The sequence below is a fragment of the Neobacillus notoginsengisoli genome (assembly GCF_003515685.1).
GTDB classification, from domain to species: Bacteria; Bacillota; Bacilli; order Bacillales; family Cytobacillaceae; genus Bacillus_D; species Bacillus_D notoginsengisoli.
The window spans coordinates 23,615-38,801 of sequence record NZ_QWEG01000021.1 but is presented as its reverse complement, the minus strand read 5'-3'; the positions used below and the strand labels follow the sequence as shown (position 1 = coordinate 38,801).

The following is a 15,187-nucleotide window of genomic DNA, read 5'->3' as shown; positions in this document are numbered from 1 at the left end:
CCTTAAATAGTAATTTCTGTTTGGTGAGTCCATCTTGCTCCCCGTCTTTATACGACTATATTTTAAAAAGGTTTCATTTTTAAAAAAGATTTTTGGTCATGTCTCATTTGGACTATATCATTACGTTACAGACATCACAATATATACAATATAAAGAATTGCCATAACAGATACAATATAAAAGGTTTCCCCTATGCCCGCTTTTTTTCCTCGAGCCCTGGCTAGTTGCGTCTGATGTACGGCCTGCCTTAATGCCATCCTTGTCCTGTGAGGCGTTTTTTCCGAAAAACCAAATTGTTTTGTACAACTTAATAAGTCATTTCTCATTTCTATAGCTGCAGTGTATTTACCTTGCAGTGCTTTGGTCAGGACAGGTTTATAATCCCTTAATGCTTCTTTTGTTGAAATGGCTCCGAGCAACTGGGTAAGACCGCCCTCCTGCTTTTGGAAGCGGCCCGGATACGAAGTTGAAATCATCACCATTGCCACTGCAAACAAATCATATGAAGGCTCTGCTTTCCTTGAGCCTAAGCCCCAATATCCCCGGTCGAAAAACTCTGTAAACTCCTTAATAGACCTTCCCTCAATGGTTGTACCGCCAACATCAATACAGCGAATTCGGGTTGGCGGGCCTGCAACGATCAAATTTTCAGGCTTTAAGTCACCGAATATCCAGCCATTTCGATGAAGCTCGCCAAGGTCATGAAGGAGTTGCAGAAACAGAGGCTGAATCCAGTCCTTCCCTTTAGCCCCAAGGAACTCCTGCAAGCCAGACCCCTTAATATATTCCATCACATAAAAACTATATCGTCCATCCTTCGTTATCCAATCATCAACGTCAAGCAAAGAAGGTCCAAGGAAAGGGCCCTGGACCTTGGCAAAGGATTTTAATACATTGGCTTCGGATGTGACCGACATGCTGTTTGTGCTTATTTTCAAGGCAACATTAAAATTCCCTCTTTTAACCAAGTAAACAGTTCCGTTTGCGCCTTTTCCCAATTCTTTCAAAAGGACATAGCGATGTCCGTGCCACTTGCCTTCAATTACAGTACCAGGCTTGAAGTTACATTGATTCTTCGATGGATGCATCATCGTGGCGTAAAAGGCTCCTTAAATTTCTTTTTTCATTAAAAATTTCAATCGCCTCACGAATCGCAGGACCGGTAGGCGTGATGCCGCCAGGGGAAAGCATTGTAAAAATACCGGTAATCGATTCGAGTCTACTGGTCCAATCAAGTACGATTTCGGTATCGTCCCTTTTCCCGGGAAATACTAACATAGAGAACTGGTTTTTTCCCACCCTCGCATTCAGGCTGATTGAAAGATCAATCAGTGCCTCCTTAACCGTCTGCAATTTATGCTTCATGCTTGCACTTGCATCAACTAGAATCACGACCTCAAGATCGCTTTTTTCCCCAAGTTCATCTACCACCTCAATGACTTCTCCGCGCTTTTCTGGTGGAAGGTCCTCCAAGGTCAGTTTATTTCCTAGAATCTGTTGCAATTCCCGGTTTACAACAGCATGAATCGTTTGTGTCATTGCTTTTCGGGTAACCATTTGAACTGTTTGGGAAAGCTGTGTTGAATAAACAACCTGGCTGACACCGCCACCGGACATGGCAATTCCATTGATTTCCCGCATTCCTTGTTCATCAATCGAGTCTTGGTCGATTACACCAATCACATTTACAGTAATTTCCTGTTCTTTCGCCAAAGCAGCCATTGCAACAGGATCCTCACCTTTATTGGAACAGCCGTCTGTAATGATCAGCATCTGCCGGATTTTCCCTGCATGCATACCATTCTCCTCCAATCGTCAAATGTTACCATTTTTGACGCAATGGAGGCGATTTATACATTCTGGCTTGGAGCATTACGCCTGCTTAGCCTGTTTCTTTTTTATCGACTGGACTGGAATGGTTGCCCATTTTGGGGTATTATGTTTGATTTTGGTGACCGAAACGGTCATATCATCTTCAATTTGATTTGATCTTGAACGGATTACTTCCTCCATAATCAGGTCGGCCACTTCTTGGGGGTCTTCTGTTTCAAGGTCGTGAATCTTGCGTTTCATCCACATTTCATAGTTTCCGACATGCTTCGGCCCTTCAAAAACTCCATCACTCATCATAATGAGTAAATCTCCGGCTTTAAGCTGCTCACTGACAACATCAATATCAAATTCCTGGACGATCCCCATTGGCAGATTGCTGGCCTGTATCTTAATAACCTTATTCCCTCGCTTAATAAAGCTCGGGGTAGAACCAATTTTCAGGAATTTTGCCGAAGCATTCTGCAAGTCGATGACTGCCAGGTCAAGTGTAGAGAATATTTCATCTGTCGTCCTTAGGGAGAGGACGGAATTAACCGACTTGATTGCAACTTTTTCTTCAATTCCCGATTGGAGAATTTGCCGGAGCAGCTGAAGTGTTTCCTTGCTTTCCTCCTGGGCCCGCTCACCATTTCCCATCCCATCACTTATCGCAACAGCATACTTCCCGCTTCCGAGCTCAATGGTCGAGAAGCTGTCTCCTGAAATGAAGCCGCCGTCTTTTGCCGCATAAGCAACCCCGTTCTCAACCGCAAATGCTTTTGCCGATCGGAACGTTGCCTGGCAGACACTATTAGGATAAGCACCGCAATCTTCCGAATTTACCACAATTGTTTCGCCAAGAATATCGGATAACATCGGTGCAATTAGTTTTTCACATTCCCCATGCCCATTGCAAAAAGGTATTGTCATATCGATGTCGACATTCCCTTGTTCGAGGCTGTAAATGTCCACCTGCTCAATCTGAAGGCCAAATTCCTGGATTGCCTCCATGATTTGCTCTTCCTGTTTATGAAGATTTTCTCGTTCACGCTGTATTTCCAATGCAAAATCACCCATTACCTCTGAAACGCCTAGTAGCTGCTCAGCCACAAGCCTTCTGCTTTCCTGCACCTGCTTTTTTAGCTTTTGGTTGGCCTGGTACACAGCCAGCTCCTGATGGATTGCCTCCATCACCTTTTTGGGCCTGGAACAGTGTTTTTCCCATTCCCTCGCAAGTTTTGGCGGAATTGATGCCTTTGATTGATCCATTTGAAGCATAATTTCTTCCATTAATCCATATGTTGTAGAAAAGTTCCTTGTCCAGCAATGTTCCTTTTTAAAACACGTTTGGCAAGACTTTTCAGCGACGTTGCTCAGGAAAAAGTCCAGTTCTTTCTCTTCTGTCCCTATTTCCTTGTCGTGCTGAGAAAAGCTTTTCGAAAGCGCCTCGAATACATTAGAGAATTGGGCAACTCTTTTCGCCGTAACATCCCTCATTTTCCTCATATATTTTTGCTGTTCTGCTGTATGCTCAGGAGTACCTGGTATATATTTTGCTATTTTGGCAGTTAAAGAGGTTGGAGTCATCACCAACAGGAGGATTGCCGCCGCGGTTTCCATCATTGTTGTCTGCAAGGGAGTACCTGTTTCACCGTACATTCCGATTAGTAGTGTGGCAACCATCAGGCCAATGGAAACACCTGCCTTTTTACCTTCCTTCAGAAGACCCCCCAGCACGCCCGAAAAAGCAAGCAGGCTCATGTGGGTAAAACTCGACACATTTGCGAGGCTGAATATGAGTCCGGTAACGACACCGACTGTGGAGCCGACTGCTGCGCCGGCCATGAGAGAGAAAAGCAGGACAAGGTACCTGGACATAACATGCTCAATTGAGATGCCATATACTATCCATCCGATCGTGCCAGTCATGATGGATGCGAGCAGGATAATCAAAGAGACGATTTCCTCTGTTTTAAGGAGCTGTTTTCGTTTGTTTAAGGTCACCAGAGGCACGCTCTGTATAAAAATGAGAGACAGGATAAATGCAAGAATGCCCTCTACCCCGGCCATTGCCCCGTCATAAATTGTTAAGCTGCCGGTTACAATAAATCTTTCCGCAAGCTTTCCCACAAGAAGAATGAGTCCAGTATAATATGGGAGCGCCTTAACCGGATTTCCAACCCATTGCTTTGTCACTTTGAATATAGCGAGGAAGAGGAACGCAATCGCAAATGTTGAAGCTGCATGTCCCATCGATACAGTAGCCGCTCCAGCGACAAGGCCAAGTAGCGCTAGCGGCGCCCGGTCCCTTTTGATAAAAAACACTGCCGCAAAAAAGGGAAGCCCAAAAGGAGTAAGCTTAGACAATATGAGTGCCCGTCCAAGTAAAAATCCTACTAAAAAAAGGAAATATCCCTTTTTCACAAACAATTCCCCGACCCGAGCTTGCATCTTTTTAAACAGTGATATATCCCATTTCACGCTGTTCCCCCTGCCCGGCATCGGCTCCACCATACTTTGCTCAGCTCTTTCCAAGTATAAACACTCCCCCGTCGATTAATCATAGTGCTCATTATAAGTGGAAAGGCATCCAAAGATTGTCAAAATCAAGCGGCGAATTATTGGATTTCTTCGACGCATTTCACCTCAAGCGCCACAGAAATGCAAAAGGTGCAAAAGATAACCAATATAAATAAACAAAATGTATTGACAGGCTTTTTAAAACTCTGTATTATAGAGTTTGTGTTTCAAATGGCGGTGTAGCTCAGCTGGCTAGAGCGTACGGTTCATACCCGTAAGGTCGGGGGTTCGATCCCCTCCGCCGCTATATAAGAAAAGCGGAATCGCCCGTTTAGCGCTCGACAGGACTGGAGGGCCCCGATGGAGATAAAGGAAACACGATGAGCGATAGCGAATCGATGTTGACTTATCGTAGCGAGGGGACCGAAGTACACTAGGCGCTGGGCGATAGAGCTAGACAAAAACCAAAAGAGGCTTTCCCATTTCGGGGAAAACCTCTTTTTTGCTTGTCTATAAACCATGGTATGTGGCCATGCAGAGCGAACAAAACAGGCAGAGCCAATCGGGGCCTGCCTGGTATAGTTAAAAGAAAGTTCAGTTGTTAAGCAGCAGCAAGTTTAACCTCTTCTAGCCCCTCGGCCGCCACGTTTTGATTCTGTGTTTCGCTTCAGGGAGGATAAACGGTCTTCGCTGTCTTTTAGAAATTTGGCCATTTTTGTTTCAAAATTTTCCGGTCTGGCATTCCGATCATTTGCTCTTCCCTGGCGGGGACGCGGTGTATAGGATCTTTGTGGCTCAGGTCTGTCCTTAGCTTTTTTGATGGACAGGCCAATTTTCCCGTCTTTTTCAACATTGATAACTTTAACCTCTACCATATCGCCCACTTTAAGGTGGTCATTGATATCCTTTACATAGTTATCAGCTACCTCACTGATATGGACAAGGCCTGTTGAGCCTTCCGGCAATTCCACGAATGCGCCGAAATTAGTGATCCCTGTTACCTTTCCTTGTAACTTGCTGCCTACTTCGATTGACATAAAAAGAAATTTCCTCCTTAAGAATATAAAAAAAATCAGTCTTACTGTATATTATACCTAAAATTGAGAATGAGTGCAATAAGACTGTAACTGTTTCATTTTCCCTTTTTATTGTCTTCCGGAAGAGAGAAGATTATTTCTCCCTTATCTGAAAGAAAATATTCTTTTCTCGCAAGTTTTACAATATATTCATCATCATTCAATTTAAGGATTTCTTCTTTTAGAATATCCTGTTCGCGGTTCAGCCCGGACAATTTCTGCTCGAGCATTTTCTTTTCCTCTCTCTTCTCTTCCAGTACTTCGGCTCGTGAATAGATAGAAGATATCGTAAAGAATGCAAAGAGGACCGCCAATAATGAAAAAGCAGCAAGGCGTCTTACCAAAAGGCTACGTTTGATGGAAGCTGCTTCTTCCGTATAATATTTCGATTCTGTATATTCATTGTGGATTCGTGCTACATTCCGTTTTTTCGGTGCTCCCACTGGCTGATCCCCCTTACTCTTTTTTTCTATTCAATAACCGCTTCAAACTGGTCCTGATTCTCATCAGAAGTCCTGTCCCACTATTATATAACTTCTCTGCTGTTTTTTTAATCCCTTTCGGCAAAACTTTCCAAACAATTAAAAATATTTTTTTCAATGGAGTAAAAAGAATGATTTGTACTATAAACAGAACCGACTTCCCGGCAAACGCCAATAGCGCGAGAACTCCTTTGGCCATAAACAGAACAATGATGATTGCCAGTTGAATCAGACCGGTTACCGGCTTAAAAATAAGAAGCCGGACCGTTTTTGCAAAAATACGGCCCAACCAACGCCCCGCCCGGATCACCTTTTCAAGCATCCAGAGATAGATTTTCTTAAATAATGCCTGGTAAGCGGCAAATCCGCAGAGCAAAGCGATAAAGATATAAAACCGTATTTCTCCTTTATTCACAAGATACAGTACATAAAAAATCAATAGAGCCTGTACCGCCCAGAACAAAATATCATTGATAAAAGCAATCCAGCTTTTTCTCTTCGGCCGGTTTAAAAACCGCTGGTACGTATCCAGCATCGCCCCAAAGAAAAAACCTGAGGCAATCATAGCCGCCATCGTCATGAACTGTGTTGTGAGAGTCATCGGAACAACTTGCTAAAGAATCCTTTAGCTTTTTCTCCGTGCTGTTCATCAAGGTATACAAGCTCAAATACTTTTCCTTTAATGGATACAACCCCTTTATCGACATCAAGGTTTTTCATTTGCAAATTCTGCCCTTTTATTGATAAAAAACCCATGGTTGTCTCCAAAAGGAATTCTTCATTGTCGAAACTTTCAACTTGCTTGACGCCTGTAATCTCGAGAAGCTTTCGCCCTCTCATGATAATATCGTGCTCAGGTAACGTCCCTTTGTTTCCAGTTGTATCGTAATATTGGTTCATCGCTCATCCCCCGAATCACTTTGTACATACTATTTTTGTACATACTATGTGATTGGAGCAGGAAATAGAACAAGCCCTTCTATCTGCGTTTACTCGCCTGTCTGGATTCTTTCTTCTTTCATGATTGTGTACATTTCAGCGGCTTCATCCTTGCGGGATGTTTCCTGGATACGATCAATTCTTGCCGTTACAATACGCTGGCCGAAACGGATTGTTAATTCATCGCCTTCTTTTACGGTCGTGCTTGCCTTTGCTTCTTTGCCGTTTACAAGGATTCTTCCCTGGTCAGATACTTCTTTTGCCAATGTTCTTCTTTTTATGATGCGTGATACTTTCAGAAACTTATCTAGTCTCATTTTTCTCCCCCTCCCTTACAGCTATAGCCCTTCTTCTTTTGCTTCGTTCCAGTAATCGTCAAGTTGTTCTAGTGAATAGTCTTCGAACGGTCGGCCGCTTGCTTTTACTTTTTCTTCAATATACTTAAAGCGCCGGATGAATTTTTCGTTTGTTTCGATTAACGCCTCTTCCGGATGGATATCAAGAAATCTAGCCACGTTTACGAAGGCGAACAACAGGTCACCGAATTCCTTTTTTGCCTGCGAAAGGTGTTCTTCACTTAGTTCAGCCTCGAACTCTCGGAGCTCTTCTTTTACTTTCTCGAATGCAGGGCCAATTTCCTCCCAGTCAAATCCAACTTTTGCCGCCTTTTTTTGCAATTCGAAGGCTTTCAGCAAAGCTGGTAGGGATTTAGGTATCCCATCAAGTCTAGAATCCCTTTTTTCCGCCCCTTTTTCTCGGGCTTTAATCTCCTGCCAGTTTGCGACTACCTCATCCGGGGTCTCGGCTTTCTTATTCCCGAAAACATGAGGATGCCTTCTAATCATTTTGCTGGCGATGGATTCAACGACATCGTTAATTGTAAAATAACCTTCTTCCTCGCCAATTTGTGCATGAAGCATGATTTGCAGCAGTACATCGCCGAGCTCCTCGATAAGATGATCGATATCTCCGCTGTCAATTGCCTCAATGACTTCATATGTTTCCTCAATTAAGTACTTTTTGAGTGACTCATGGGTTTGTTCCTGATCCCATGGACATCCTTCTGGCCCCCGCAGAACAGCAATAATGTCACGGAGCTTTGAAAATTCCCCGAGGAGCAGTTCTTCTTTTTTTACCGGCGGGACATATAGAGTAACGAGATTATGTATTTCCGTTTTATGGTCAAGCTCATACAATGGGACTTTTACTATTTTCTCTTCAGAACTCCCCGCGGCTGTTACGATATACACTTCATATTCATCAGGCAGTCGTTCCATAAGTGTGAGCTTTACGTCTGATGCGATCATCCTGTCGTAAACCTGGCTAATAAACATATGCTGTCCCAGTTGCAGCTGTTCTGATCTTAAAGCAGTGCCATCGAGAAGCTGGAATCCTTCCACAGGATCTATTTTTAAAGTTTGGAACAATGCATCTAAAAAGCTTTGCCCGCCTCCGAAACGGATTTTGACCTTTCCCAGCCTGGTTTCAGTATCCAAAAGAAGCTGGATAGTCCTTTCCGCCACAAGAGGATGGCCCGGGACCGCATAGATGATTGGCCCTGCTGCTGCCTCGGCAACCAGCAAGCGGCAGATCTCTTCGTAAACCGCCTCGAACGAATCAAACTTTTCATATATAGAATCAAAAGATGTATAGGAAAAATGTTCTTCTTCAAGTTCCCGGACAACCGGGTGTTCCTTCGTCCTTAAGAAGACCCGTCTATCGCCCATTAATTTTCTATAAACCCCAAGTGGCAATTGATCCAACCCACCCGCTCCCAGGCCGACAACTTCAATTTCTTTTGTCATATTTTCCGACTCCTATCGTGTGGCAGGAAATAAGCCAATTTACTTCCGAATGGAAAGAGTGCTAGTTCATCCTCTTTAAATACCCCACCCCTGACAATGATAAAAAGATATAAAAATGCCCCGAAAAAACAGGAACTTACTGCCTGGACAGAGGATGCCAACCGCATGCTTCCAAGTTCATATAAAAATTCCGTTCCGAAAAGAAAGAGTTTCAAAAAGATAACCATCGAAACTGCGGCTATCAGTAATTTTTTCAAAAATGGCCTGTCAAATACTTTACCATTAATATTTTTTCTAAGGATAAGGCCAACCGCAACGGCTACCAGCAGCAAGGTGGTGGCCGTTGCCCATGCCGCACCAATGGTCCCATAACGTGGAACAAGGATGAGGTTTAAAGCATACTTTAATGGAAATGCTGCCAGTATGGCTACCGCAGGAGGAAATAGAACTCCCCTGCCCTGCAAAATTGATGATGCTGTCATGGCGATTGAACTAAACAAGATTCCACCACTTAAAATAGCCAGCACGTCAGTACCGTGTCCATTTTCAAACAGCATAATATTCGTCGGCCTCGCAATCGCCCACAGCCCCACTGCTGCCCCCGCACCAATGACGGCCGTTACCCTCATGGCGAGCCGAATTTTGTGAATAAGGAATTGTTTATTCTTTTTCAGCCGGATACTGGCGATCAGCGGAACTAACGATAAAGAAATCGTCGAGGCCGCCGTTAGGCCGAGTTGGATTATCGGCTGCCCTCGGTCAAATACTCCCTTTAGCTCCTTTGCTTCCATCGCAGCTATCCCCTTAATGACTAGAAGTGAATAGAGATTGAGGGCATCACCCAATTGAATGAAAACCATCAACAGGCTACTGATACAAATGGCCAGCCCCTGCGGCCCGAGGATACCTGCGATTCGTTTCATCTCTTTGAATCCAGGCATGAAAAAATCACGGGGATTCCAATCCCTTCGCTCTTGCTTCCGATGGCGCAGGAATAGTAAAAGGATGATGAGCGATACAATCCCGCCGGTGACTGAGCCAAACATCGCGCCTGCACCTACATAATAAAGAGAAAAGCCTTGCCTCGTAAAAAGGAGTGCAATGGCAAGGATGGTTACGACCCGGATTGACTGTTCGCCAATTTGTGAAGACGCGGTTGGGATCATGTCACCCTTTCCCTGAAAGTAACCTCTCATAACCGAAATTGCCGGAAACAACAGGAAAATAACCGAGACGGTCCTCATTAAGATGGCAAGCCCCGGGTCACCCATCCAGCGGGCAATAAAATCAGACCCGGCATACAGGATTCCAAAACAGAGCAGGCCAAACAACTGCAATAACAAATAGGAAGCCGCGAGCAACTGGAGCCCGCGCTTCTTTTCCTCAGCATATAATTTCGAAAGAACAACAGGGAATCCTGTTGTCGCAAGTGCCATGGCTACCCCATAAAAGGGGTAAACCTGCTGATAAATATAAAAACCGATATCCCCGGCAATGTTCTGGAAAGGGATTCGGTACCCAGCGCTTAATAATTTTGTGAATAAGGCGGCAGCCGTTAGTATAAAAGCTCCCTTAAAAAGATTTTTCCCCTGTTTTACCGGCTCCATTGCAGTCTCCTTCAAATGCGAATTCGACAATTATTATAACATATATAAAACGAACTAAACTTTTTAACGTTGTCGTTGATTTGCGCTTCACAAAGGAAAGCTTCTGAGAATAATCATCGCAGGGACACAAAGGAAAGCTCCCCAGAATTTGCATCGCAGAGACAGGCGATCTGTGCCTGTCTCGAGGCGGTTTTTGCCTGTCGCGAGGCACTTCGCTTTCCGCGGGGCGTCAGTGGAGCCTCCTCGGCGCTTTTGCGCCTGTGGGGTCTCCACCTTGCCGCCGCATCCCGCAGGACAAACAGCTCCCTCGAATAGGCTTTGCACGAAGGAAATGCGATAGTACAAGGAAAGCCTCTGTGAATTGGCCCCGCAGGAATTATGCGATAGCATAATTCACGATTTTCGAGGAGTCTTCGCGCCTTCCGTTCCAATCAACTAGCTCTTTGACCTTACTTGGATAAAAATCATGGTCTACCTATATAGAATAAGAAAAAGGCCGGTCCCGATAATGGGGGCCAGCCTTCTCTTGCCGACGGTGCGGCCTATTGTTCCATTTGCCTAGCTAGGAAGCCGGCTGCCGTTTCAACTGCTTTTTGCTCAACTTCCCCAAGAGTACCTTCTTTTGAAAAAATAATAACTGCTCCAATCGGATCTCCATTTGCAATAATTGGACCGATTGTGTAGGAAGAAATCGATTCTTCAATACCATCAACAAGAGCAAATTGTCCCTGCTGGGTAACGAGGACAGAAGAACGGTCTTCCATCACTTTTTCAACAAGCTCACCAATGTTTTTGTTAAGGAAATCCTTCTTCGATCCGCCTGCTGTAGCAATATAAGCATCCCTGTCACAAATCAGGACTGGATTGCCAAGGCTGTCATAAAGCGCTTCCGCATATTCTTTTGCAAAATCGCTCAATTCACTGATTGGTGAATATTTCTTAAGGATTACTTCTCCATCACGGTCGACAAATATTTCGAGCGGATCTCCTTCCCTTATCCGGAGGGTTCTGCGGATTTCCTTTGGAATGACAACACGACCCAAATCATCGATTCGACGAACTATACCAGTTGCTTTCATCCAATGTTGCCTCACTTTCATCTGATGATTGAAATTAGTGAAACCCTGCCTATTGCTGATAGCTTCACCAAGTTTGAACTTAGTATCCTTCATATGGAAAGTTCTATTCATGGGGGAAATTATTTTATAACTGGAAATAAAGCTTCCAAAACAGGATAAACATACCAATTTGAAACGGCAAGCTACATTGAATGAATTACCCAACTTTTTCCGTCCTGAAACAAATACTGCCTATCTTATTTTAAAAAAGGTCAATCCGGGACTTAATGCCTGCCGTTTGGTTTTCTTCTGGAAGCTTCAAGCCCTTTGGCTATTTCATATATGGCGTGCAGCCACTTAGCTGTTTGTCCGTCTTTTGCCTCGAGCGTAATTTTGAACTTCTTCCCTTCCATTCCAAAGCCAGCCATTCTACCAAAAGGATAGGTGACATCTACAATCGCATCACCCGGGATTTCTGTCACGGCCTTTTCATTTAAAAGGATGGTTATTTTGCTCTTTACTTGCTTGATGGACTCAATCCCTGCATTTAGTGCATAGATTTTAATTTCAGCTACACTGAATAAGTAAGAAACCTCATCAGGGTATTCTCCAAACCGGTCCTTCAGCTCGTCTTCAAGCTCCTTAATATCCTCCAACTCCTGAATTCCGCGGAAACGTTTGTACATTTCAATTTTTTGATGGCCATCACGAATATAGGAATCGGGAATATAAGCATCCAAATCGAGGTCGATTTCCACTGTCGGGTTTTCTTCTTCCGTGACTTTACCTCTCCGCTCTTCAATTGCTTCTTTGAGCATTTGAGAATAAAGATCAAACCCGACAGAATCAATAAATCCATGCTGCTGCGCACCGAGCAGATTTCCTGCCCCCCTGATGGACAAGTCCCTCATTGCGATTTTGAATCCAGAGCCGAGTTCAGTAAATTCCTTAATCGCATGAAGCCGTTTTTCGGCAACCTCTGTCAGCACCTTATCTTTTCTATACGTAAAGTAGGCGTAGGCAATCCTGTTTGACCGGCCAACGCGGCCACGGAGCTGATAAAGTTGTGAAAGCCCCATCCGGTCCGCATCATGCACAATCAGAGTATTGACGTTCGGAATGTCTACACCTGTTTCAATAATCGTCGTTGTCACCAGGACATCAAATTCCCCGGCGAGAAAACCGATCATGACTGATTCAAGTTCATTTTCTGACATTTGGCCGTGTGCAAAAGTGACTCGCGCATCCGGGACGAGCATTGAAATTTCTTCTGCCTTTCTTTCGATATCCTCAACCCTGTTATAGAGGAAATAAACCTGCCCATCACGGGCAAGCTCACGTTCGATTGCTTCCTTAACAAGAACCCCGTTATATTCCATTACATATGTCTGGATTGGGAACCTGTTTTCCGGAGGGGTTTCAATAACAGATAGATCGCGGACTCCGAGCATTGACATATGCAGCGTCCTCGGAATAGGAGTCGCTGTTAATGTCAGGACATCGACATTTGTTTTCAATTGCTTTATTTTTTCTTTATGCGTCACACCAAACCGCTGCTCCTCATCAATAATGAGCAGCCCGATATCCCGGTATACAACATCTTTGGATAAAAGCCTATGTGTACCGATGACGATGTCTACCGTTCCGGCTTTCAGTCCTTTTATCGTCTCTGTCTGCTGTTTTCTAGAACGGAACCGACTTAAGAGCCCGATATTGATAGGATAATCTTGGAACCTCTCCCGGATTGTTTCATAATGTTGCTGCGCGAGAATTGTTGTCGGTACGAGGAAGGCAACCTGTTTTCCATCTGCAATCGCTTTAAACGCGGCACGAATGGCGACTTCAGTCTTTCCATAGCCCACGTCGCCGCAGAGAAGGCGATCCATCGGCTGGGACTTTTCCATATCACGTTTGATTTCATGGATGGACCTGAGCTGATCCTCTGTTTCCTGATATGGAAAGGAAGCCTCGAACTCTCGCTGCATCTCGCCATCAGGGCTGAAGGCATACCCAATAGCAGCTTCTCGCTCGGCATACAGCTTTATCAAATCATCGGCAATATCCTGTACCGAAGATTGGACTTTTTTCTTAACCCGCTTCCAGTCACTGCCGCCAAGTTTGTAGACTTTCGGCTCTTTCCCTTCAGAACCGACAAATTTTTGCACGAGATCAATCTGTTCAACAGGCACATACAGTTTATCTGTCCCCTGGTAGCGGATATGAAGATAATCTTTATGAAGACCATTAATGACCAACGTTTCAATTCCCAGGTACTTACCGATTCCGTGGTTCACATGGACGACATAATCGCCGATTTTCAGCTCAGAATAACTTTTAATCCGCTCGGCATTTGACAGTTTTTGGCGCTGCCTCGACTTTTTTACCCGTTTATTAAACAGCTCTTCTTCTGTGATGACAGCGATTTTCTGCATTGGCATTTCAAAACCGCTTTGAAGGGTGCCTAGAGTGATTTGAGCCTTTCCCGGTACAAGATGGGAAATTTCTTTTGTCACTCCGGCCTCAATGTCATAGTCTTCTAATACACGCTGAAGCTTTTCTACTCTATCGTGATCCGCTCCAAGGAACAGGACAGTAAAGCCGCCTTTTTTCCATCTATCCATCTCAACCTTAAGAAGGTGCATCTGGCCATGGAAATTCTGCATTTGCCGAGAAGAAATGTTGATAATATTTTGCGGGTTTGTATTGGCAACATGGCGAAGGAAAAGCGACAAGTACAATACCGGTACCCGCCTTTTCTGAAAGAGATCGAGTACATGGTGCGACAGTGATAGCCCATGGATGATTTTCCCCTCACTTAAAAGAGACGCATACCATTCTGCCTCTTCCTTATCTAGCGCCTCGCTCATTTCCAGCACCCTGCTGATTTCATCTATCATAAGAAGGCCGTTTTCGGGCAAATAATCTAGCAAACTAGCGGGATGTTCATATGCAATCGACGCGTACTTGAAAATCTGGTCAGGCCGTTGCCTATTGTTTAGTTGCTCCAATTCAAACGACATATTTTGGGAGAGGAGCATTTTCGCTTTTTCATCCTTGATTTTCTTCAAGCTGGCCGCTAGCCCCACCTTGAGATTAGAGGATAGGCGTGAAAAATCATCCTCCCCGAGCGGCATTTCAGTGGCAGGGCCAATAATCGCTTTCGGGATTCTCTCCTTTGAACGTTGGTCCTCAATTGAAAAACTTCTAATTGATTCAACTTCAGTGTCAAACAGTTCAATTCTGAACGGATTTGCCTCTGTGAGTGGAAAAATATCTAGAATTCCACCTCTGACACTGAATTCACCAGGAGTCGACACCATCTCAGAGCGGACATAGCCCATTTGCACTAAGGTTTCAAGCGTGCCTTCTATGTCTATGTCCTGATCCTTTTCAATGGAATGCTGATAGCGTCCCCAGATTTCTTTTGGCGGCAAAATTTTTCGCAGACCCGAAACTGGCGCTATCAATATACCTTTTCCATTCCTGCTCCATTCATTTAGCACTTCAATTCTTTGGCCCCTAAGTTCGGGACTCGCAATGCTCATTTCGGCTGCAATTAATTCATTTGCCGGAAACAAGTAAACTTCTTTTTCGTTGACAAGGCTCGCCAGGTCCTCATAAAGCTTTTGCGCCTGCAGCAGGTTATGGGTAATGAGGAGGATTGGCCTGTCCGTTTGTTTATAAATAGATGCTGCTAGTACCGTCCTTGATGAGCCGGACAATCCTGCAATCAGCTGTTCCTTTAAGCCGCCTTCCATTCCGCTAATGACCGATTGAATGTCTTCGTGCTTAAGGAACAATGTCGTCAGGCCTTCCATTTCATGTCCTCCTTTCCTGCGCTTCTCAAGTCTGTTCTTACTCTTTCTCTTACACTCATGACGTTACTC

General features: G+C 44.4%; 12 protein-coding genes and 1 tRNA gene. 1 reads left to right on the top strand and 12 read right to left on the bottom strand.

Annotated elements, in window-relative coordinates; genetic code table 11:
• Window positions 1–120: 120 nt before the first annotated feature.
• The 3 genes from D1B31_RS21840 to spoIIE form a co-directional block, all read right to left on the bottom strand.
• Entirely contained in the window at window positions 121–1,092 is a 972-nt protein-coding gene (locus D1B31_RS21840; RefSeq protein ID WP_118924477.1) for a serine/threonine protein kinase, read from the bottom strand.
• Window positions 1,064–1,798: a vWA domain-containing protein gene (locus tag D1B31_RS21835; RefSeq protein ID WP_118924475.1), complete on the bottom strand. Its 735-nt coding sequence runs from the start codon at window positions 1,796–1,798 to the stop codon at window positions 1,064–1,066. Before D1B31_RS21835 ends, D1B31_RS21840 begins: the two co-directional genes overlap by 29 nt.
• A gap of 75 nt (window positions 1,799–1,873) precedes the next feature.
• Complete coding sequence (spoIIE, locus tag D1B31_RS21830; RefSeq protein WP_118924473.1) at window positions 1,874–4,348, bottom strand: stage II sporulation protein E; 2,475 nt, start codon at window positions 4,346–4,348, stop codon at window positions 1,874–1,876.
• A 218-nt stretch (window positions 4,349–4,566) separates the two neighbouring features.
• On the opposite strand from spoIIE, the gene D1B31_RS21825 reads away from it, so the two are divergent.
• A tRNA-Met gene (locus D1B31_RS21825) sits at window positions 4,567–4,640 on the top strand.
• 310 nt (window positions 4,641–4,950) lie between these two features.
• Here the strand turns inward: D1B31_RS21825 and D1B31_RS21820 are convergent.
• From D1B31_RS21820 to mfd, 9 genes are all read right to left on the bottom strand, one after another.
• Complete coding sequence (locus D1B31_RS21820; protein WP_048827619.1) at window positions 4,951–5,370, bottom strand: S1 domain-containing RNA-binding protein; 420 nt, start codon at window positions 5,368–5,370, stop codon at window positions 4,951–4,953.
• A gap of 95 nt (window positions 5,371–5,465) precedes the next feature.
• Window positions 5,466–5,852, bottom strand: a complete 387-nt coding sequence (locus tag D1B31_RS21815) for an FtsB family cell division protein (protein ID WP_118924471.1) — start codon at window positions 5,850–5,852, stop codon at window positions 5,466–5,468.
• Window positions 5,853–5,865: 13 nt separating this feature from the next.
• Window positions 5,866–6,492: a spore cortex biosynthesis protein YabQ gene (gene yabQ / locus D1B31_RS21810; RefSeq protein WP_118924469.1), complete on the bottom strand. Its 627-nt coding sequence runs from the start codon at window positions 6,490–6,492 to the stop codon at window positions 5,866–5,868.
• Entirely contained in the window at window positions 6,489–6,791 is a 303-nt protein-coding gene (yabP, locus tag D1B31_RS21805; protein WP_118924467.1) for a sporulation protein YabP, read from the bottom strand. Before yabP ends, yabQ begins: the two co-directional genes overlap by 4 nt.
• 89 nt (window positions 6,792–6,880) lie before the next feature.
• Window positions 6,881–7,147 carry an RNA-binding S4 domain-containing protein gene (locus D1B31_RS21800; protein ID WP_118924465.1) on the bottom strand — a complete coding sequence of 89 codons (267 nt, stop codon included), beginning with the start codon at window positions 7,145–7,147 and terminating at the stop codon, window positions 6,881–6,883.
• Window positions 7,148–7,168: 21 nt separating this feature from the next.
• Window positions 7,169–8,635, bottom strand: coding sequence for a bifunctional methyltransferase/pyrophosphohydrolase YabN (gene yabN / locus D1B31_RS21795; RefSeq protein WP_118924463.1), 1,467 nt, complete (start codon window positions 8,633–8,635; stop codon window positions 7,169–7,171).
• The gene (locus tag D1B31_RS21790) at window positions 8,632–10,242 is read right to left on the bottom strand and encodes a putative polysaccharide biosynthesis protein (protein ID WP_118924461.1); all 1,611 of its coding nucleotides are present in this window, start codon (window positions 10,240–10,242) and stop codon (window positions 8,632–8,634) included. The genes yabN and D1B31_RS21790 overlap by 4 nt, the downstream gene beginning before the upstream one ends.
• 542 nt (window positions 10,243–10,784) lie before the next feature.
• On the bottom strand, window positions 10,785–11,321 hold the full coding sequence (gene spoVT, locus D1B31_RS21785) for a stage V sporulation protein T (protein WP_118924459.1): 537 nt from the start codon (window positions 11,319–11,321) through the stop codon (window positions 10,785–10,787).
• A 263-nt stretch (window positions 11,322–11,584) separates the two neighbouring features.
• Window positions 11,585–15,118, bottom strand: a complete 3,534-nt coding sequence (mfd, locus tag D1B31_RS21780; protein ID WP_118924457.1) for a transcription-repair coupling factor — start codon at window positions 15,116–15,118, stop codon at window positions 11,585–11,587.
• Between the last annotated feature and the right edge of the window lie 69 nt (window positions 15,119–15,187).

What these genes read in the sequence shown, in the direction of transcription:
- D1B31_RS21840 (WP_118924477.1), bottom strand. Translation starts at nt 1,092, where the DNA reads ATGATGCATCCATCGAAGAATCAATGTAACTTCAAGCCTGGTACTGTA.
- spoVT (WP_118924459.1), bottom strand. Translation starts at nt 11,321, where the DNA reads ATGAAAGCAACTGGTATAGTTCGTCGAATCGATGATTTGGGTCGTGTT.
- D1B31_RS21790 (WP_118924461.1), bottom strand. Translation starts at nt 10,242, where the DNA reads ATGGAGCCGGTAAAACAGGGGAAAAATCTTTTTAAGGGAGCTTTTATA.
- D1B31_RS21835 (WP_118924475.1), bottom strand. Translation starts at nt 1,798, where the DNA reads ATGCATGCAGGGAAAATCCGGCAGATGCTGATCATTACAGACGGCTGT.
- yabQ (WP_118924469.1), bottom strand. Translation starts at nt 6,492, where the DNA reads ATGACTCTCACAACACAGTTCATGACGATGGCGGCTATGATTGCCTCA.
- mfd (WP_118924457.1), bottom strand. Translation starts at nt 15,118, where the DNA reads ATGGAAGGCCTGACGACATTGTTCCTTAAGCACGAAGACATTCAATCG.
- D1B31_RS21800 (WP_118924465.1), bottom strand. Translation starts at nt 7,147, where the DNA reads ATGAGACTAGATAAGTTTCTGAAAGTATCACGCATCATAAAAAGAAGA.
- yabN (WP_118924463.1), bottom strand. Translation starts at nt 8,635, where the DNA reads ATGACAAAAGAAATTGAAGTTGTCGGCCTGGGAGCGGGTGGGTTGGAT.
- D1B31_RS21820 (WP_048827619.1), bottom strand. Translation starts at nt 5,370, where the DNA reads ATGTCAATCGAAGTAGGCAGCAAGTTACAAGGAAAGGTAACAGGGATC.
- yabP (WP_118924467.1), bottom strand. Translation starts at nt 6,791, where the DNA reads ATGAACCAATATTACGATACAACTGGAAACAAAGGGACGTTACCTGAG.